This window comes from Aeromicrobium sp. IC_218 (genome assembly GCF_004336805.1).
Taxonomy (GTDB): Bacteria; Actinomycetota; Actinomycetes; order Propionibacteriales; family Nocardioidaceae; genus Aeromicrobium.
In genome coordinates this window covers 239,154-257,874 of record NZ_SJXM01000004.1, presented here as the reverse complement: position 1 = coordinate 257,874, position 18,721 = coordinate 239,154, and the positions used below count along the sequence as shown (strand labels likewise).

Below are 18,721 nucleotides of genomic sequence, written 5' to 3'. Positions count from 1 at the left end.
GACCCCAGTCGACCCGGGAGAACACTGAATGAGCAGGCAGCTGCGCGTCGCCATCGTGGGCGCGGGACCGGCCGGCATCTACGCCGCCGACATCCTGACCAAGTCCGACGCCGACGTCACCGTCGACCTGATCGAGCGCGACCCCACGCCGTTCGGCCTGATCCGCTACGGCGTGGCGCCGGACCACCCGCGGATCAAGGAGATCATCAAGGCGCTCAAGCGCGTCATGAGCAACGACGCGATCCGCTTCTTCGGCAACGTCGCGTACGGCGACGACCTCAAGCTGGAGCAGCTGCGCACGTTCTACGACGCCGTGGTGTTCGCCACCGGCGCCCGTCGTGACCGCGACCTCGACATCCCCGGCATCGACCTGCACGGCAGCTACGGCGCGGCCGACTTCGTGTACTGGTACGACGGCCACCCGGACGTCTCGCGCGAGTGGGACTTCCAGCCGCACGCGGAGTCCGTCGCCGTGCTCGGCGTCGGCAACGTCGGCCTCGACATCGCCCGCATCCTGGCCAAGACGGCCGACGAGCTGCTGGTGACCGAGATCCCCGACAACGTCCACGAGGGGCTGAGGAAGAACGCCGCGAAGGACGTCCACGTCTTCGCCCGCCGCGGCCCCGCCCAGGTGAAGTTCACGCCGATGGAGCTGCGCGAGCTGTCGCACTCGCCCAACATCGACGTCATCGTCCACCCCGAGGGCTTCGAGTTCGACGAGGGCTCGATGGACGCCATCCGCGCCTCCAAGAGCCAGAAGCTCGTGGTCGACGTGCTGACCAAGTACCTGGCCACGGAGCCGTCGGGCGCCGACCACCGCATCCACATCCACTTCTGCCAGAACCCGGTCGAGATCCTCGGCGAGGACGGCAAGGTCGTGGGCCTGCGCACCGAGGTCACCGAGCTCGACGGCACCGGCAACGTCCGCGGCACCGGCGAGTTCCAGGACTGGCCGGTCCAGGCCGTCTACCGCGCGATCGGCTACTACTCCGACCAGCTGTCGGGCCTGCCGTTCGACACCCACGCCGGCGTCGTCCCCAACGACGGCGGCCACGTGCTCGAGATCGACGGCTCGCCGCTGCCCGGCGCGTACGTCACCGGCTGGATCAAGCGCGGCCCGATCGGCCTCATCGGCCACACCAAGTCCGACGCCAACCAGACCGTCACGATGCTGCTGGAGGACTTCGAGGCCGGACGCCTGGAGGCCCCCGAGCAGCCCGACCGCGAGGCGTTCGACCGCCACCTGGACTCGCTCGGCCTGCACTACACGACGTGGGAGGGCTGGGAGAAGCTCGACGAGCACGAGCTCGGCCTGGGCGAGAGCCACGAGCACCAGCGCGAGCGGGTCAAGGTCGTCCCCCGCGAGGACATGGTGCGCATCGCCCGCGGCTGACGCACCCGTCACGACGCCCCGCCCGGCCCCGGCCCGGCGGGGCGTCGTCGTCTACTCGGGCAGCTTCAGCACCTGCGCGCGGCACTCGGGCTGCGCGACGGTGGTGGGCACGCCCTCGATGGTGAACTGCCCTAGTGCAGATACGAGTTGGCGAGATCGTTGAGAGGTTCGATCCCCCCATCGAAACTGAAGCGAAACAGGGCGATGCGCGTTTGTGCTGCCCATTCGACCGCGCCGCGCGTGTATCCAGCAGAACTGAAAACCATGTGATGGCGGCAGCCGGCGCCAACGCTCGCTCCATATAGCGCCTGCACTGTTGGGCGCCCTACTGGCTTGGCCTCAAACTTCACCTGTGCGGCCACGTCCGGTTCGCCCGCGGCGTAGCCGATGACATCCAGGCCGCCATCGCCACTAGGAGGAGTGACGATCGCATTTTGCCAGCCCATCCAGCGCACCCAGTCTGCTGCCAGATACTCAGCTTCAAGCGCATCCCGCACCAAACGGCGCCCGGGCGGCGGGCCGCCAGCACGAATCGGATCGGTTGGATGCCCGTTCTCGAACCATAGACCGAGATCCTCGCGCTGTTGGTCAAGCGCCGCCCCCAGCGCCATAGCGCGTTCAACATGCTCTGGATACAGGACATCGATGACGGCTTCCCACCCACGACGACTGTTCGCCGCGAGGGCCTGGCGTTGTGTCAGCAGTTGCTCCAGAGTGACGACGCCCGTACGTCCATCACGTAGACCCGGCAATTCGTGGGGATGAAATCCAACAGCGGCGACGCGCGGACTCTCATATCGGAGCTCAATGTCGTAGCGCGCGCCGCGCTCAGACACCACGTGCAGAGCCTCCTGAGTGAGGAAGATCCGAGCGTTGAGGAAAACGATCTCCGGCAGCCCGGGTCGATAGACCCGGGCACACGGACTCTCCAAGGTCAACAACGAAACGGAACTCAAGCTCGTGATCCAGCGATCGCGCGCTTCCCATTTGGTGCCCGGGACACTCGCTTTGATCCGCTCAACGCGCCGCTCAAAGGAAACCACCCGGGGAGCCTAAGTCGAAATATGCTTTGTCGGGACAGATCTGGCGGAAGAACTCGCCGAGCGCTCTTCGCGGCTGAATCGATCTAGGCGAATGAGCAAGTCACAGGTCAACGGCGTTTCGACCCAAACGGCACGTACGCGTAAGCTTCCGCGTCGTCGTCTACTCGGGCAGCTTCAGCACCTGCGCACGGCACTCGGGCTGCGCGACGGTGGTGGGCACGCCCTCGATGGTGAACTCCGCCGTGGCGCCGCCCGCGACCGGTCCGACCGTGACCACGCGGCTGCCGCGCGACTGGCCGTCGGCCACGTCGGCGAAGGCGGTCACCTGGTAGCGCGCGGCCTTCGAGCCGGCGTTGCTGAGCACGCCGCGCACGACGACCACGCCCGACTGCGGCGCCCCGCACGTCATCGAGACCAGCGCCTCCGGCACCGGCGACGCCTGGTCGGCCGGCGTGACCGGAGTGTCGTCGCCGCCCCCGAGGTCGCCGGGGACGAGGCCGCAGCCGGCGGTGCCGAGCGCCAGCACCGCGGCGAGGAGGAGGGGACGGACGTGCATGGGTCCATCCCATCACGTCGTCTCCGACGGTCGCCGGACCCACGCCGGGGACGCTGGGTGAGGCCGAATACTGTGACGTCCTAGGAACCTGCGAGGGAGGCACGATGACGGACTTCGACCACATCGAGAAGGTCGGCGTGATCGGCGGCGGACTGATGGGCTCGGGCATCACGGAGGTCACGGCGCGCGGGGGCCTGTCGACGATCGTCGTCGAGGTCACCGAGGAGGCCGCCCAGGCGGCGCGCGAGCGCGTCGAGGGGTCGCTGCGCAAGGCCGAGAAGCGCGGCAAGATCAGCGCCGAGGACGTCGACGCGACGCTCGAGCGCATCGTCTTCACCACCGAGCTCGAGCGCCTGGCCGACCGCGACCTCGTCGTCGAGGCCGCGTCCGAGCGCGAGGACGTGAAGCTCGGCCTGTTCGAGCGGCTCGGCACGATCCTGGAGCAGGACGACGCCGTGCTGACGTCCAACACGTCGTCCATCCCGATCGTGAAGCTCGGTGCCGTCTCCGGCCGCGCCGACCGCGTCATGGGCGTGCACTTCTTCAACCCGGCCCCGGTCATGCAGCTCGTCGAGCTCATCCCCTCGCTCACCACGGGCGAGGCGACCAAGGCGCGCATGCAGCACTTCGTCACCGAGAAGCTCGGCAAGCAGCCGATCGAGGCGACCGACCGCGCCGGGTTCGTGGTCAACAGCCTGCTGGTGCCCTACCTGCTGTCGGCGATCCGCATGTACGAGGCCGGCTACGCCTCGGCCGAGGACATCGACAAGGGCATGGTGCTCGGGTGCGGTCACCCGATGGGCCCGCTCGCGCTGAGCGACCTCATCGGCCTGGACACGATCCGCGCCATCGGCGTCTCGATGTACGACGAGTTCAAGGAGCCGCTGTACTCGCCGCCGCCGCTGCTCGACCGCATGGTCGACGCCGGCCTGCTCGGCAAGAAGAGCGGCCACGGCTTCTACGCCTACTGAGCCCCGGCACAGCACGACGCCCCCGACCGGTGGTCGGGGGCGTCGTCGCGTCCGGGGCTCGTCGCCCGCGTCGGCCTGGGGTCAGCGGACCCGGAGGCTCGCGGTGTACGTGCCCGTGATCGAGCCGGGGGCCACCGAGTAGCCCTCGCGCTGCTTGACGCCCTTGGCGCGCTTGCTCTTCCACTTCTGGCTGAGGTTCACGATGCCGTGGGTGGAGGGGACGAGCGCGTCGAGCTGGGTGACGAGCTGCGTGAACGTGCGCGGCGTGTCCTCCTCCTCGCCGAACTCGTCGTCGCACCAGATGTCGCCGTCCTCGTCCATCTCGCACCCCTCGGGGAGCTGCTGGGACTTGGCCGAGTAGGTCAGCCTCGCGGTGCCGCGGGCGGACTTGGCGATCGCGAACGTGCGGGCCGGGCCGCCGACGGTGCCCTGCGGGCGTCCGTCGCGGAACAGGCGGTAGACCGGGCGGACCGTGACCGTCTGGCCGCGCTTCACCGACGTGCCGCTCGCCCAGACCCACGCCTTGCCGTTCCAGCGCTGGGCGCCGACGTGGCGGTACGAGGTCGCCGAGGCGCTCAGCAGGGTGAGGTTCGACGTCACCGAGGTGATGGTCACGTCGGCCAGGTCGGTCTCGAGCAGGCTCGCGACGTCGTTGCCGATGCCGCTGGCCAGGTAGTCGCCCAGCTCGCCGCGGGAGGCGTAGACGTCGGTGTTCGTGAGGGTGCCGGCGCGGCCGCCACGGACCGTGTAGCCGATGCGCCAGCTGAGGCGCGCCGTGCCCGTGCCCATGTTGTCGAGCGTGTCGATGGCGGCGAAGGCCGGCGCGTAGGCGGCGGCGAAGGACGCCATGTCGCGGTTCACGACCGTGCCCGAGTAGGTGCCCAGGCGCTTGCCGGAGCCGTTGAGGACGTTGGTGGTGACCGGGAAGCCGGACAGACGGCCGATCTGGCCGCGCAGGGCGCCGTAGCCGTCGTAGTCGATCGTGCCGACCTGCTGGCCGACCTGCGAGACCTGCTTGAACGAGCCCATGCCGCCGGTCGAGTCCGGGACGATGAGCGCGGCCGAGGCGTTGTGCATCGACAGCGCCGTCTTGCCGGCGAAGTCCATCTGGTGGCCGAACGCCCACACCGTCGTGCCGCAGACCGCGGTGACGGTGCCGACGCCGCCGGAGAACAGGTCGCCGGTGGAGTAGCCGACCGCGACGTTGCCGCCGGGGACGAGCGGGTCGTTGATGACCGTCGGGGCGGCGACCGAGGCGAAGCCGCCCGCGCGGGCGGCCCGCGCCGTCGCGGACGAGCCGGGCACGCGCTTCAGCGTGCGGTTGGCCAGGGCGTTGCCCTTGGTGCCGCCGGCGACGACCTTCTGGGTCTTGAGCCGCGGCAGGGTCGTGCCGGCCAGCGCGCGCTCGGTGGCGGCGGAGGCGCCGGACAGGGTCGAGCGGGTCAGCGAGACACGGGCCGGCGCGACGCGGTCGACGCCGGTCTGCTTCATGTACTCGGCCGGGGTGACGCCGGCGATCGGGAGGTTGTCGCCGTTGAGGCCGTAGGCCACGGCACCGATGAGGCGGCCGTCCTGGGCGTAGACCGGCGAGCCGGACATGCCGGCCCAGATGCCCGCGCGGGGGTTGCCGGTGTCGATGCCGGCGCCCGAGAGCTCGAACAGCAGCATGTCGACGCCCTTGCCCAGCGCGTCCTGGACGTGGCCGACGTACTCGCCGGTGAAGCCGACGGGCTGCGTGCCCTTGACGACGGTGAGGCCGGTGACGGGCTCGCCCTCGGGGAAGGCGACGGCCTCGTCCTGCGTGACCATCGGCTGGGAGCCGTCGGCGCAGAAGGCGGCCGGCCCGGGCGCCGCGGAGGCCACGCTCATCGGGGCGACCAGCGTGGCCGCGACCACGCCGCTCAGGGCGGTGGCGGACAGCCAGCGCAGGATGGGACGGTTCATGCGGGACCCCCGGTCGGGTGTGGGACGGACAGCTGCCCCTCCCGAGACGAGCGAGGGTGAGCGGCTCGACCATAGTCGCGGTTCGGGCGCCCCGTGGGAGAACTCCGAAACCGGCCGTGGTGACGATCTTCTCGTCGGCCACCGGAGCCTCCACCTGAGCCGACGCTGCCCTCGTCCCGGTCCCTGAGCCTGTCGAAGGGACGCCTCTCGACAGGCTCGAGGAGCGGGTTGTGCCGCTCGAGGAGCGGGGTACGCCTACAGGAGCTCGCCGCGGCGGCGGGCGGCGGTGACCGCCTCGAGCCGCGAGTGGGCGTCGAGCTTGCGCATCGCGTTGCGCAGGTAGCTGCGGACGGTCTCCAGCCCCAGGTCGAGCCGGTGGGCCACCTCCGCGTTGCCGCACCCGAGCGCGACGAGCCCGAGGACGTCCAGCTCGCGCCGGGTCAGCACCCGCTGCTCCGGCGTGGTCGGCACCAGCCGGTCGCCCAGCCCGTCGAGCCGCTCGCGCAGCGCGGGGTCGTCCACCTCGGACGCGATGGTGCGCAGCTCGGCGAGCAGCTCGCGCAGCGAGGCCACCTCGCGCGGGTCGCGCTCGCGGGTCCAGGCGGCGGCGGCCTCGACGCGTCGGTCGACCTCGTCGCGGACACGGATCTCGTCGGCGAGGCGTCGCACGTGCGGCGCCACCACGCGCAGGGCCGCGTCGCCGAGCGTCTCGGAGCCGCGCGAGCCGCAGTAGACGAGCCCGCGGACGGTGCCGGTGACGACGACCGGGGCGACCAGGATCGACGTGACGCCCTCCCCCAGCACCGGCCGGTCGTACTCGTGGGTGATGCCGCGCGCCGTGCGGTAGTCGCGCACGGCGGCGGGACGCCCCTCGGCCAGCGCGCGTCCGCCGAGACCGGAGCCGCGACGCACCCGCAGGTTGCGCAGCCCGGACGTGCGCTGGCCCAGCAGCTCGGTCTGGACCGCCGCCTCCTCGTCGCCGAGCCCGGCGAAGAACAGCGGGACGGGCAGCTCGGCGCGCAGGCCGCGCAGGCAGGTGCGCAGGGCGTCGGCGTCGCGCTCGGCGGGTGCGGAGGTCGCCACGGTTCACACCCTTCCGGGGGTGGCAGGGGTCGGGGACGGCTGGCTCAATGGTACGTGACCGCCGTCACAGGCCGATCCCGCACCGACCGGAGGCAGCATGTACTTCCCGTTCACCGTCCGCGACTTCCTCGACCGCGCGACCACGGTCTACCCCGACCGCGTCGCCGTCGTCGACGAGCCCGACCAGCCCGCCGAGTCCTGGGGCGAGATCACCTACGCCGAGATGGGCCGCCGGGCGCGCCGCCAGGCCGCGACGCTCGACGAGCTGGGCGTTCCCGTGGGCGGACGAGTGGCGATCGTGTCGCACAACTCGGCCCGGCTGCTGACCAGCTTCTTCGGCGTCTCGGGCTGGGGACGCGTGCTCGTGCCCGTGAACTTCCGCCTGGCTGCGCCCGAGGTGAAGTACATCGTCGAGCACTCCGGCGCCGAGGTGCTGCTGGTCGACCCCGCCGTGCGGCACCTGCTCGACGAGGGCGTGACGGCGAAGCACGTCTTCGTGCTGGGCGAGGACGACGACCGCATCTGGGGTGCGAGCACCGAGCCGCGGCCGTGGGAGCCGGACGAGGCCGCGACGGCGACGATCAACTACACGTCCGGCACGACCGCGCGACCCAAGGGCGTGCAGATGACGCACCGCAACCTGTGGGTCAACGCCACCGTGTTCGGCTGGCAGCTCGGCGTGAACGACCGCGACGTGCTGCTGCACACCCTGCCGATGTTCCACGCCAACGGCTGGGGCCAGCCGTTCAGCGCCACCGGCATGGGCGTCAAGCACGTGGTCATCCGCCAGATCGACGGCGCCGAGATCCTGCGCCGCATCGACGAGCACGGCGTCACCTACCTGTGCGCGGCTCCGGCCGTCGTGGCCTCCGTGCTCGCGGCCGCGAAGGACTGGGACGGCGAGGTCCCCGGACGCGACCGGGTGCGCATCGTCGTGGCCGGGGCGCCGCCCCCGACCCGCACGATCGAGCAGGTGCGGGCCGACCTGGGCTGGGAGTTCATCCAGATCTATGGCCTCACCGAGACCGCTCCCCTGCTCACCATGAGCCGCATGCGCGAGGAGTGGGACGACCTGGAGCCGATGGCCCAGGCGCGCCTGCTCGGCCGGGCCGGGGCGCCGGCGGTCGGCGTCCGGGTCATGGTCGACGACTCCGGCGAGGTGCTGGCCCAGAGCAACCACAACCTCGAGGCGTACTGGGAGAACCCCGAGGCGACCGCCGAGGCGCAGGCCGGCGGCTGGTTCCACACCGGCGACGGCGGCACCTTCGAGGACGGCTACCTGACCATCGCCGACCGCAAGAAGGACGTCATCATCACCGGCGGCGAGAACGTCTCCTCGATCGAGGTCGAGGACGCGCTGATGCTCCACCCGTCGGTGCAGGAAGTCGCGGTCATCGGCATCCCGGACGAGAAGTGGGGCGAGCTCGTCACGGCACTGGTGGTGCTCGACCCGGACGCCGAGCCGGTCGACGACGCGGCACTCATCGCGCACACCCGCCAGCACCTGGCCGGCTACAAGTGCCCCAAGCGCATCGAGCTGCGCGACGCCCTCGAGCGCACGGCCACCGGCAAGCTGCAGAAGTTCAAGCTGCGCCAGCCGTTCTGGGCGGGCCACGAGCGCCAGGTGCACTGAGAGGTCCCCTCGACCGGCTCGGCCACCGCTGGCCGAGCCTGTCGAGGCCCGAGCCCGTCGAGGCCCCGGGTCAGGCGAGCTCGAAGCGGGCCTTGCCCGCCCGCTTGGCCCGCAGCAGCGCCGCGTCGGCCGTGTCGAGCAGCTCGCTCACCGTCGGCCGCGCGTGCACCGGGGCCGACGCCGCCCCGACGCTGACGCCGAGGTCGGCCGCGACCGTCCCGACCCGCACGGGGTCCAGGAACGCCGCGACCATCCGGTCGGCCAGCGCGGCGACCCCGTCGTCGTCGGGCAGCACCGCCAGCACGGCGAACTCGTCGCCACCCTGGCGCATGACGACCGCGTCGTCGCCGGCGACCCCGCGCAGCCGCGGGGCGAGGGCGACCAGCACGTCGTCGCCGAACCCGTGGCCGTACTCGTCGTTGAGCGCCTTGAAGCCGTCCAGGTCGCAGGCCAGCACCCCGAGCACGCCGGCGTCGGCGCGCGCGAGCAGCTCGGCCACGGCGTGGGCGCCGCCCCGCCGGTTGAGCAGGCCGGTCAGCGGGTCGTGCGCGGCGGCCCGCTCGTGCCACGCCTGCGTCTCGCGCTCGGCGGTGATGTCGGCGAAGGAGCAGATGGCCCGGTAGCTGCGGCCGAGCGGATCGAGCACGGCGTGGACGCGCACCTGGTACCAGACCCGCGTGCCGTCGGCGCGCTCGCGGGACGCCACGAGGCGTCCGCTGGTGCGCTCGGCCCCCTCGGCGAGCAGCTCGCCCACGACCTCCGAGACGCACCGCTCCCCCTCGGCCGGGGTGAGCAGCGAGGCCAGGGCGGCGACGTCGGGCACCTGGCCGAGCTCGCGGACGAAGCGACGGTTGACGTAGGTGAGGCGCTGGGCCGGGTCGACGACGGCCTCCGGGGCCGGCGAGGAGTCGAATGCACGGCGGAAGATGCGCTCGTTGTGCTCGGTCTTGGCCAGCCGCCGGTGCGCCTCGATGCTCTGCTCGGCCTGACGGGCCAGCAGCTCGAGCATGGCGCACTGCTCGTCGTCCGGAGCCCGGCCGGAGACCGGCAGGTCGACGCTGACCAGGCCGATGAGCGCACCGTCCCGGTCGCGCAGCGGGGCGTAGAGGCCGTCGTCGACGCCCCACGCGTGCGGGTCGTCGGCGCGGCGGGCGTACCAGTCGTCGTCGCCGGAGCGCCACGTCGGCAGGCCGACCTCGGGGTCGTCGCCGCCCACCAGGAACAGCAGGCGTCCGCGCGGCTCGCACGAGTCCATGAGGGCGTCGTACTCCGCCCGCGGGCCGACCCGGCCCAGCATGTGCTGGCGCAGCTCGTCGGGACCCTCCACGACCACGACCTCGAGGTCGCCGGCGGCGTCGGTCAGGGCGATGGCCACGGCATCGAACTCGACCACCGTGCGGATGGCCCGGGCGATCGACGCGAGGACCACCGGCAGCTCGGAGCCCGCGACGATCTCGCGGGTCACCGCCAGCAGCTGCTCGACGCGCGACCGTTGGATCGCCGCCTCCGTGCTCCGCGTCATTGCCTGGCCCCCGTCATCCGTGACGAACCATCACGGTAGTACCGGCCATCGGCGCGTCGCCCGGCCAAGCGAGTCCGTCATCCGGAAATGGCCCGTCCGGGCCATGCCCGGCATGGCCCGGACGGACGGGTCGCTCACTCCAGGACGAGCAGCAGGTCGCCGCCCTCGGCCTGACGGGTGTCGCGGACGGTCAGCCGTGCCACGCGTCCGGCCCGCGGAGCGGTGATGCCGGCCTCCATCTTCATGGCCTCGATCGTGGCCACGGTCTGCCCCGCCTCGACGGTGTCGCCCTCGGCCACCAGCGCGTGGACGGCGCCGGCGAACGGGACCGCGACGTGGCTCGGGTCCTGCGGGTCGGCCTTCTCGGACGCCGCGACCTGGGACTCGACCGAGCGGTCGCGCACCTGGGTCGGGCGCAGCTGTCCGTTGACGGTGCCCAGGACGGTGCGCATGCCCTTCTCGTCCGCGGGGCCGACGGCCTCGACGTCGAACAGGTGCAGGCGGCCCTCGTCGATCTCGACCTCGACCTCGTGGCCGGACCGCAGTCCGTACCAGAACGCGTCGGTGGGCAGCAGCGACAGGTCGCCGTGCTCGGCCACCGCGTGCTCGAAGTCCGACGTCGGGCCGGGGAAGAGCAGGCGGTTGAGCGTGCGGCGGCGCGTGTCACCGGGCTCGGCGAGGGCGCGCAGGTCGTCCTCGGCCACCTCCTCGACGCGCGGGGCGGCGGTGCGGCCCTGCAGCGCCTTGGTGCGGAACGGCTCGGGCCAGCCGCCGGGCGGGTCGCCGAGCTCGCCGGACAGGAAGCCGATGACCGAGTCGGGGATGTCGAACGACGCGGGGTCGTCCGCGAACGCCTTCGGGTCGGCGCCGACGGCGACGAGGTGCAGGGCGAGGTCGCCGACCACCTTGCTGGACGGGGTCACCTTGACGACGTTCCCGAGGATGTCGTTCGCCGCGGCGTACATGTCCTCGATCTGCTCGAACTTCTCGCCCAGGCCCAGCGCGATGGCCTGCTGGCGCAGGTTCGACAGCTGGCCGCCGGGGATCTCGTGGCGGTAGACGCGGCCGGTCGGCGCGGGCAGGCCCGACTCGAACGGCGCGTACAGGCGGCGGACGGCCTCCCAGTAGGGCTCGAGCGCGTTGACCGCATCGATGTCGAGGCCGGTCGAGCGGGCCGAGTGGTCGGTGGCCGCGACGAGGGCCGACAGCGGCGGCTGGCTCGTGGTGCCGGCCAGCGAGGCCGACGCGGCGTCCACCATGTCGACGCCGGCGTCGATCGCCGCGACGATCGTGGCGAGCTGGCCGCCCGGGGTGTCGTGGGTGTGCAGGTGCAGCGGCAGGTCGAAGCGCTCGCGCAGGGCGGTGACCAGCGTGCGGGCCGCGGGGGCGCGCAGCAGGCCGGCCATGTCCTTGATCGCCAGGACGTGCGCGCCGGCGTCGACGATCTGCTCAGCCAGGCGCAGGTAGTAGTCGAGCGTGTACAGCTTCTCGCCCGGGTCGGACAGGTCGCCGGTGTAGCAGAGCGCGACCTCGGCGACGGTCGTCCCGGTCTCACGGACGGCCTCGATCGCCGGACGCATCTGGCTGACGTCGTTGAGCGCGTCGAAGACGCGGAAGACGTCGATGCCGGTGTCGGCCGCCTCCTGGACGAAAGCGGTGGTCACCTCGGTCGGGTAGGGCGTGTAGCCGACGGTGTTGCGGCCGCGCAGCAGCATCTGGATGGCGACGTTCGGCATCGCCTCGCGCAGGCGCGCCAGGCGCTCCCACGGGTCCTCCTTGAGGAAGCGGAGCGCGACGTCGTACGTCGCGCCGCCCCAGGCCTCGACGCTGAACAGCTGCGGCGTCAGGCGGGCGACGTGCGGGGCCACGCGCACCAGGTCGCGGGTGCGGACACGGGTCGCGAGCAGCGACTGGTGGGCGTCGCGGAAGGTCGTGTCGGTGACGCCCACCGTCTCGCTGGCGCGCCAGGCGGCGGCGAAGCGCTCGGGTCCGAGCTCGCGCAGCTGCTGGCGGGTGCCCGCGGGCGGCTCCTCGTCCAGCGAGCGTCCCCAGACCGACAGGTCGGGCAGCTTGGTTGCCGGGTCGAGCTGCACCGGCGCCTCGCCGTGCGGACGGTTGACCGTCACGTCGGCCAGGTAGGCGAGCAGCTTCTCGGCCGGGTCGAGGTCGCCGCGGGTCTCGAGCAGCTCGGGGTGGTCCTCGATGAACGACGTCGTGATGGCGCCCGCGGTGAAGTCGGGGTGGGCCAGCAGGCTCTGCAGGAAGCCGATGTTGGTCGAGACGCCGCCGACGGTGAACTCGCGCAGGGCGCGGCGCACGCGCAGCACCGTCGACCCGAAGTCGCGGTTGCGGCAGGTCATCTTGCTGAGCATGGAGTCGAAGTGGGGGCTGACCGACGCGCCGGTGTAGACCGTGCCGCCGTCCAGGCGCACGCCCGGGCCGCCCGGCGAGCGGTAGGTGGTGATCGTGCCGGTGTCGGGACGGAAGCCGTTGGCCGGGTCCTCGGTGGTGATGCGGCACTGCAGCGCGTAGCCGCGGACGCGGATGCGGCTCTGGTCGTCCAGGCCGAAGTCCGACAGCGCCATGCCCGAGGCGACCATGATCTGGGCCTGGACGAGGTCGACGTTGGTGACCTCCTCGGTCACCGTGTGCTCGACCTGGATGCGCGGGTTCATCTCGATGAAGACGTAGCGGCCGTCCGCGCCGAGCAGGAACTCGACGGTGCCGGCGCAGGAGTAGCCGATCTCGCGGGCGAAGCGGACCGCGTCGGCGCACATGGCCTCGCGGGTCTCGACGTCCAGGAACGGCGCCGGGGCGATCTCGACGACCTTCTGGTGGCGGCGCTGCACCGAGCAGTCGCGCTCACGCAGGTGCACGACGTGGCCCTGGGTGTCGGCCAGCACCTGCACCTCGATGTGGCGGGCGCCGACTACGGCCTCCTCGATGAAGCAGGTCGGGTCGCCGAAGGCGCCGTCGGCCTCGCGCATCGCGGCCTCGATCGACTCGCGCAGCTTCGCCGGGTCGTCGACGCGTCGCATGCCACGACCGCCACCACCGGCGACCGCCTTGACGAACAGCGGGAACGTCAGCTGGTCGGCCGCGGCCAGGAGCTCGTCGACGTCCGCGGACGGCGGGACGGACGCGAGCACCGGGACGCCGGCCGCCTTGGCCGCGGCGATGGCGCGGGCCTTATTGCCGGTCAGGCGCAGGACGTCGGCGGGCGGACCGATGAACGTGATGCCGGCCGCGGCGCACGCCTCGGCCAGCTCGGGGTTCTCCGACAGGAAGCCGTAGCCCGGGTAGACGGCGTCGGCGCCGGCCCGCTGGGCGGCGGCGACGATCGCCTGCGGGTCGAGGTAGGCGCGCACGGGGTGGCCCCGCTCGCCGATCTCGTACGCCTCGTCGGCGCGGACGCGGTGCTCCGAGCCGCGGTCCTCGTACGGGAAGACGGCGACCGTGCGGGCGCCGAGCTCGTGGGCGGCGCGGAACGCACGGATGGCGATCTCGCCGCGGTTGGCCACCAGGATCTTCTGGAACACAGGGACGTCCTCACCGGCTGGGGTCGTGTCGGTGACCACAACCTACCGCCGCGTCCCACGGCCCGGACGGCCGTCTCACCCGTGGCGTCCGGTTCCGGCCACGGGTGGGACGGCGTCAGAGCAGCGCGTCGGTGAGGTGGTCGGGCGTGCCGAAGCGGTGCGCGGTGATGCTGATCGCCTGCTCGTGCACGAACGGCAGCAGCTCCACGCGTCCGGCCTCGGTGACCGGGCCGGCGTAGACGGCCAGGTCCGGACGTCCGCCGGTGGCCGCCTCGACCACGCCGCGCTCGTCGCCGAGCACCCGGATCCGGGACGCGCCGTCCCACTGGGCCAGGCGCTGCTGCCAGGCGTCGAGCGGCTCGACCGCGACCCGGACGCCCCGGCCGGCGAGCAGCTCGACGACCGGCTCGGGCAGCCGCTCGGCCACGGAGACGTCCACCGCCGACCCGGCGACCAGACCGGCGCCGAGGACCCGCAGGACCTCGACCACCGGAGCGCCGAGCCCGGCGCGGACCGTGACCGGCACGGGCACGTGCCGCAGCACGTTGCGCTCGACGGCCAGGCCGCTCGGGTCGACCGGCACCCCGAGGAGCGAGTCCCAGGCGGCCGCGTCGCTCGCGAACGAGCGCTGCAGGCGCGCGACGTCGTCGGCCGGGAGGCCCGCGGCGACGGCCACGTCGGTCAGCCGGGCGGCGTCGCCCTTCGGCGCGGCGGTGGCCGTGGACGGACGCGGACGCCAGTCCGACAGGCCCACGAGGTAGTGCGGCCCGCCGGCCTTCGTGCCCGCGCCGACGGCCGACTTCTTCCAGCCGCCGAAGGGCTGGCGGCGCACGATCGCGCCGGTGATGCCGCGGTTGACGTAGAGGTTGCCGGCCTGGACGCCGTCGAGCCACCGGCCGATCTCGGCCGGGTCGAGCGAGTGCAGGCCCGCGGTGAGGCCGTAGTCGACGCCGTTCTGGATCGCCAGCGCCTCGTCGAGCGTCTCGGCGGTCATGATGCCGAGCACCGGGCCGAAGAACTCGACGCGGTGCGTGGTCGAGCCGGGCTGCACGCCCTCCAGCACGCCGGGCGTCCAGAGCCAGCCGTCCTCGTCCAGGCGGCGCGGCTCGACCAGCCAGCTCTCGCCGTCGCGCAGGGTGGTCAGCGCCTCGAGCAGCTTGCCCGACGCCGGCTCGATGAGCGGGCCGACGGTCGCCGTGGGGTCGCTCGGCAGCCCGACCTTGAGCGAGCTGACCGCGTCCAGCAGCTGGGCGCGGAACCGGCGCGAGCGGGCGACGCCGCCGACCAGGATGACCAGCGAGGCGGCCGAGCACTTCTGGCCGGCGTGCCCGAAGGCGGACGCCACGACGTCCTTGACCGCGAGGTCGAGGTCGGCGCTCGGGGTCACGACGATGGCGTTCTTGCCGCTCGTCTCGGCCAGCAGCGGCAGGTCGGGGCGGAACGAACGGAACAGCTCGGCGGTGGCGTACGCGCCGGTGAGGATGACCCGGTCGACCCGGCGGTCGGCGACGAGCGCCTGGCCGAGCTCACCCTCCTCGACGTGCGCGAGCTGCAGCAGGTCCGTGGGGACGCCGGCGTCCCACAGCGCCTGGACGACGACCGAGCCGCAGCGCGCGGACTGCGGTGCCGGCTTGGCGACGACGGCCGAGCCGGCCGCGAGGGCGGCGACCATCGAGCCGCACGGGATGGCGACGGGGAAGTTCCACGGCGGCGTGACGACGGTGAGCGGCACCGGCACGTGCTCGGCGCCGTCCACCTCGTCGAGCTCGCGGGCCCGCTCGCTGTAGTACCGGACGAAGTCGATCGCCTCGGAGACCTCGGGGTCGGCCTGCTCGAGCGTCTTGCCGGCCTCGGAGGCCATGACCTCGATGAGCTCGCCCCGGCGGTCCTCCAGGACGCGCGCGGCGGCCAGCAGGACGTCGGCCCGCTCGGCGCCGGAGCGGGCGCCCCAGGCGACGCCGGCCGCGTGGGCCGACGCCAGGACGTCCTCGAGCGCGGCCGCGTCGCGGACCGTGTGCTTCTCGACCAGGTCGACGCCGAGCGTCGAGCCGGGCACGCGGGCCAGCAGCTCGCGCGCCCAGACGCGGTTGCCCGGCAGCGACGGGTCGGAGTCGGGAGTGTTGTCGAACGCGGCCGGCACCTCGGCGGCCGGCTCGCGGCGGTCCTGGGTGCGGCGCGGCAGGGGGACGACCTCGTCCACGCGGGCCAGCGAGGCCAGGAAGCGGTCGCGCTCACGGGCGAACAGGCGCGGGTCGTCGTGCAGGTCGAACACGGCCGACATGAAGTTGTCCGCGCTCGCGCCCTCCTCCAGCCGGCGCACGAGGTAGGCGATGGCCACGTCGAACTCGGCCGGCTTCACGACCGGCGTGTAGAGCAGCAGCCCGCCGACCTCGCGGCGGACGACCTCGGCCTGGCCCTGGGCCATGCCGAGCAGCATCTCGATCTCGACGCCGTCGCGGACGCCCCTCTCACCGGCCAGCAGCCAGGCGTGGGCGACGTCGAACAGGTTGTGGCCGGCCACGCCGAGCCGGACGTTGGCGATGCGCTCGGGACGCATCGCCCACGACAGGACGCGCTTGTAGTTGACGTCCGAGTCGAGCTTGGTGTCCCAGGTGGCCAGCGGCCAGCCGTGGACCTGCGCGCCGACGTGCTCCATCGGCAGGTTGGCGCCCTTGACGACGCGCACCTTGACCGCGGCGCCGCCGGCCGCGCGACGCTCGGCCGCCCAGTCCTGCAGGCGGATCATCGCGCCGAGCGCGTCCGGCAGGTAGGTCTGCAGCACGATGCCGGCCTCGAGCCCGCGCAGCGCCGGCTCGTCCAGCAGCGTGGTGAAGACCGCCATCGTGAGGTCGAGGTCGTGGTACTCCTCCATGTCGAGGTTGATGAACTTCGGCACGGGTGCGGCGGCGGCGAGCTCGAACAGCGGGCGCAGGCGGTCGACGACGTGGGCGACGGCCTCGTCGAACGCCCAGGCCGGGTGCGGCGCGACGGTGGACGAGACCTTGATCGAGACGTAGTCGACGTCGTCGCGCTCGAGCAGCTGGCGGGTGCCCTCGAGCCGGCGGTCGGCCTCGTGCTGGCCGAGCACGGCCTCGCCGAGCAGGTTGACGTTGAGCCGCGCTCCCCGCCCGCGGATGCGCGCGATGGCGCGTCCGAGCGGACGCGGGCGGGCGTCCACGACGAGGTGGGCGACCATCTGACGCAGCGCGCGCCGGGCCATCGGCACGACCAGCCACGGGGCGACGGCGCTGGTGGCGGCGCCGAGGCGCACGGCCGCCCGCAGGTGCCAGGGCAGGAACGCCGGGACGTCGCGGGCCAGCTCGCGCAGGCGGTGCGCCGCGACGCGGACGTCGTCGGGGCGCACGACGCCGTCGACGAAGCCGACCGTGAAGGGCAGGCCGCTCGGGTCCTTGAGCAGGCCGGCGAGCCGGAGCGCCGCCTTGTCGGGCGCGATGTCGGCGGCCTCGGCGAGCCACCGCTCGACGAGCGCGACGGTCTCGTCGGCCAGGGGCGGGCGCGCGGGGGTGATGGCGTCCAGGGCGGTCATCGGTGCTCCTTCGTGGGGATGGCCGGACCAGTCTCGGACGCACGCTCCGTTAAGGTAAAGCGATCTTTTCTGACCGATACCGTGAAGCGAACTCGAAGGATCCCCGTGCTTGACGTCCGCCGCCTGCGCCTGCTGCGCGAGCTCGCCCTGCGCGGGACCCTCGGCGACGTCGCCGCCGCGCTGCACCAGAGCCCGTCCTCGGTCTCGCAGCAGCTGTCGCTGCTCGAGCGCGAGGTCGGCGTGCCGCTGCTGATCAAGGCCGGGCGCCGCGTCCGGCTGACGCCGCAGGCCGAGATCCTGGTCGAGCACGCGGCCGCCGTGCTGGAACGCCTGGAGCTGGCCGAGTCCGACCTCGCCGCGTCGCTGGAGGAGGCGGCCGGGTCGGTGCGCATCGCGGTGTTCCAGTCCGCCGCGCTGGCGTTCATGCCCGAGGCGCTCGACGCGCTGGCCCAGGACCACCCGCGACTACGGGTCTCGATGACCCAGCGCGAGCCGGAGTCGGCCCTCCACGACACGTGGGCGCGCGACTTCGACCTGGTCATCGCCGAGCAGTACCCCGGGCACGCCGCGCCCCACCACCCCGAGCTGGACCGGGTCGAGCTCACCCGCGACGCCATCCGCCTGGCCGTGCCGAGGGTGGGGCCGTGGGCCGGGCTGCGTCGCATCGAGGACGCCGCGGACGTCCCGTGGGTGATGGAGCCCCGCGGCGTCGCGTCCCGCCACCACGCCGAGCAGGCCTGCCGGGTCGCGGGCTTCGAGCCGGACGTCCGCTACGAGACCGCCGACCTGCAGGCGCACGTCCGCCTGGTCGAGAACGGCAACGCGGTGGCGCTGCTGCCCGACCTGCTGTGGCTGCGGCACGAGCCGCCGGTCGCGCTGCACCCCTTGCCGGGTGACCCGCAGCGGACGGTGTTCACGGCCGCGCGGCGCGGGTCGGCGGCGAGCCCGGGCCTGCGGGCGTGCCGTGACGCGCTGGAGCGCGCCGTCGCCCACTCGCGCTGACTGGTCGGTTCCGGCCCGCGGCGGGGTCGGCGGCCCCTAGGGTGCGGGCCATGGGTCTGTTCAAGTCCGAGGAGGAGCGCGCCGCCGAGCGCGCCGAGCGCGAGCGCGTCGAGGCCGCCCAGCAGCAGGCGCGGGCCGCGCAGCAGGCGCAGGCCGCTCAGGAGAAGGCAGCCCGCGAGCACGCGGCGAGCCCGCTGGGCCGGGCCGAGTCGGCGCACGCGGCCGGACACGCGTTCTTCGAGATCCAGCTCGACGTCGGCCAGACGCAGGGCGTCGCGACGTTCGGCGAGGCTCGCGCGAACGAGCGGCGCACCGACGCGCACCTCGGCGTCCTCGGCGCGATCGAGCAGGTCGGCTGGCGCCTGGAGCACGTCGGCTACGTGTTCGTGCAGACCGGCCAGGAGTCCACCGACAAGTTCGTCACCACCGGCCAGCGCATCGCCGTGACCGGCAAGACCGTCGGCATCTACCTCTTCCGCCGCGCCTGA

At 72.9% G+C, this 18,721-nt stretch carries 12 protein-coding genes; 5 read left to right on the top strand and 7 right to left on the bottom strand.

Translation table 11 applies throughout. The features are described from left to right. Positions 1–28: 28 nt before the first annotated feature. Complete coding sequence (locus E0W78_RS07120; protein ID WP_131403156.1) at positions 29–1,393, top strand: FAD-dependent oxidoreductase; 1,365 nt, start codon at positions 29–31, stop codon at positions 1,391–1,393. Between the two features lie 131 nt (positions 1,394–1,524). On the opposite strand, the gene E0W78_RS07115 is transcribed toward E0W78_RS07120, so the two are convergent. Both E0W78_RS07115 and E0W78_RS07110 read right to left on the bottom strand, forming a co-directional pair. Beyond that, positions 1,525–2,436 carry a restriction endonuclease gene (locus tag E0W78_RS07115; RefSeq protein WP_131403155.1) on the bottom strand — a complete coding sequence of 304 codons (912 nt, stop codon included), beginning with the start codon at positions 2,434–2,436 and terminating at the stop codon, positions 1,525–1,527. A 160-nt stretch (positions 2,437–2,596) separates the two neighbouring features. Continuing rightward, the gene (locus E0W78_RS07110; RefSeq protein WP_131403154.1) at positions 2,597–2,992 is read right to left on the bottom strand and encodes a hypothetical protein; all 396 of its coding nucleotides are present in this window, start codon (positions 2,990–2,992) and stop codon (positions 2,597–2,599) included. Between the two features lie 104 nt (positions 2,993–3,096). Between E0W78_RS07110 and E0W78_RS07105 the strand changes: the two genes are divergently transcribed. Then, on the top strand, positions 3,097–3,963 hold the full coding sequence (locus E0W78_RS07105; protein WP_131403153.1) for a 3-hydroxybutyryl-CoA dehydrogenase: 867 nt from the start codon (positions 3,097–3,099) through the stop codon (positions 3,961–3,963). 81 nt (positions 3,964–4,044) lie between these two features. On the opposite strand, the gene E0W78_RS07100 is transcribed toward E0W78_RS07105, so the two are convergent. Both E0W78_RS07100 and E0W78_RS07095 read right to left on the bottom strand, forming a co-directional pair. Continuing rightward, positions 4,045–5,907: a hypothetical protein gene (locus E0W78_RS07100; protein ID WP_131403152.1), complete on the bottom strand. Its 1,863-nt coding sequence runs from the start codon at positions 5,905–5,907 to the stop codon at positions 4,045–4,047. Between the two features lie 255 nt (positions 5,908–6,162). After that, on the bottom strand, positions 6,163–6,990 hold the full coding sequence (locus E0W78_RS07095) for a LuxR C-terminal-related transcriptional regulator (RefSeq protein WP_131403151.1): 828 nt from the start codon (positions 6,988–6,990) through the stop codon (positions 6,163–6,165). Positions 6,991–7,087: 97 nt separating this feature from the next. On the opposite strand from E0W78_RS07095, the gene E0W78_RS07090 reads away from it, so the two are divergent. Beyond that, positions 7,088–8,623, top strand: a complete 1,536-nt coding sequence (locus tag E0W78_RS07090) for an AMP-binding protein (protein WP_131403150.1) — start codon at positions 7,088–7,090, stop codon at positions 8,621–8,623. A gap of 70 nt (positions 8,624–8,693) precedes the next feature. Here E0W78_RS07090 and E0W78_RS07085 read toward each other — a convergent pair whose 3' ends face one another. From E0W78_RS07085 to E0W78_RS07075, 3 genes are all read right to left on the bottom strand, one after another. Continuing rightward, positions 8,694–10,145: a diguanylate cyclase gene (locus tag E0W78_RS07085; protein ID WP_131403149.1), complete on the bottom strand. Its 1,452-nt coding sequence runs from the start codon at positions 10,143–10,145 to the stop codon at positions 8,694–8,696. Positions 10,146–10,279: 134 nt separating this feature from the next. Further along, complete coding sequence (locus E0W78_RS07080) at positions 10,280–13,684, bottom strand: pyruvate carboxylase (protein ID WP_131403148.1); 3,405 nt, start codon at positions 13,682–13,684, stop codon at positions 10,280–10,282. A 115-nt stretch (positions 13,685–13,799) separates the two neighbouring features. Next, positions 13,800–17,231, bottom strand: coding sequence for a bifunctional proline dehydrogenase/L-glutamate gamma-semialdehyde dehydrogenase (locus E0W78_RS07075; RefSeq protein WP_131403147.1), 3,432 nt, complete (start codon positions 17,229–17,231; stop codon positions 13,800–13,802). A gap of 105 nt (positions 17,232–17,336) precedes the next feature. Between E0W78_RS07075 and E0W78_RS07070 the strand changes: the two genes are divergently transcribed. Together E0W78_RS07070 and E0W78_RS07065 are read left to right on the top strand one after the other, a co-directional pair. Beyond that, positions 17,337–18,233 carry a LysR substrate-binding domain-containing protein gene (locus E0W78_RS07070; RefSeq protein ID WP_131403146.1) on the top strand — a complete coding sequence of 299 codons (897 nt, stop codon included), beginning with the start codon at positions 17,337–17,339 and terminating at the stop codon, positions 18,231–18,233. 50 nt (positions 18,234–18,283) lie between these two features. Next, complete coding sequence (locus E0W78_RS07065) at positions 18,284–18,721, top strand: hypothetical protein (RefSeq protein WP_131403145.1); 438 nt, start codon at positions 18,284–18,286, stop codon at positions 18,719–18,721.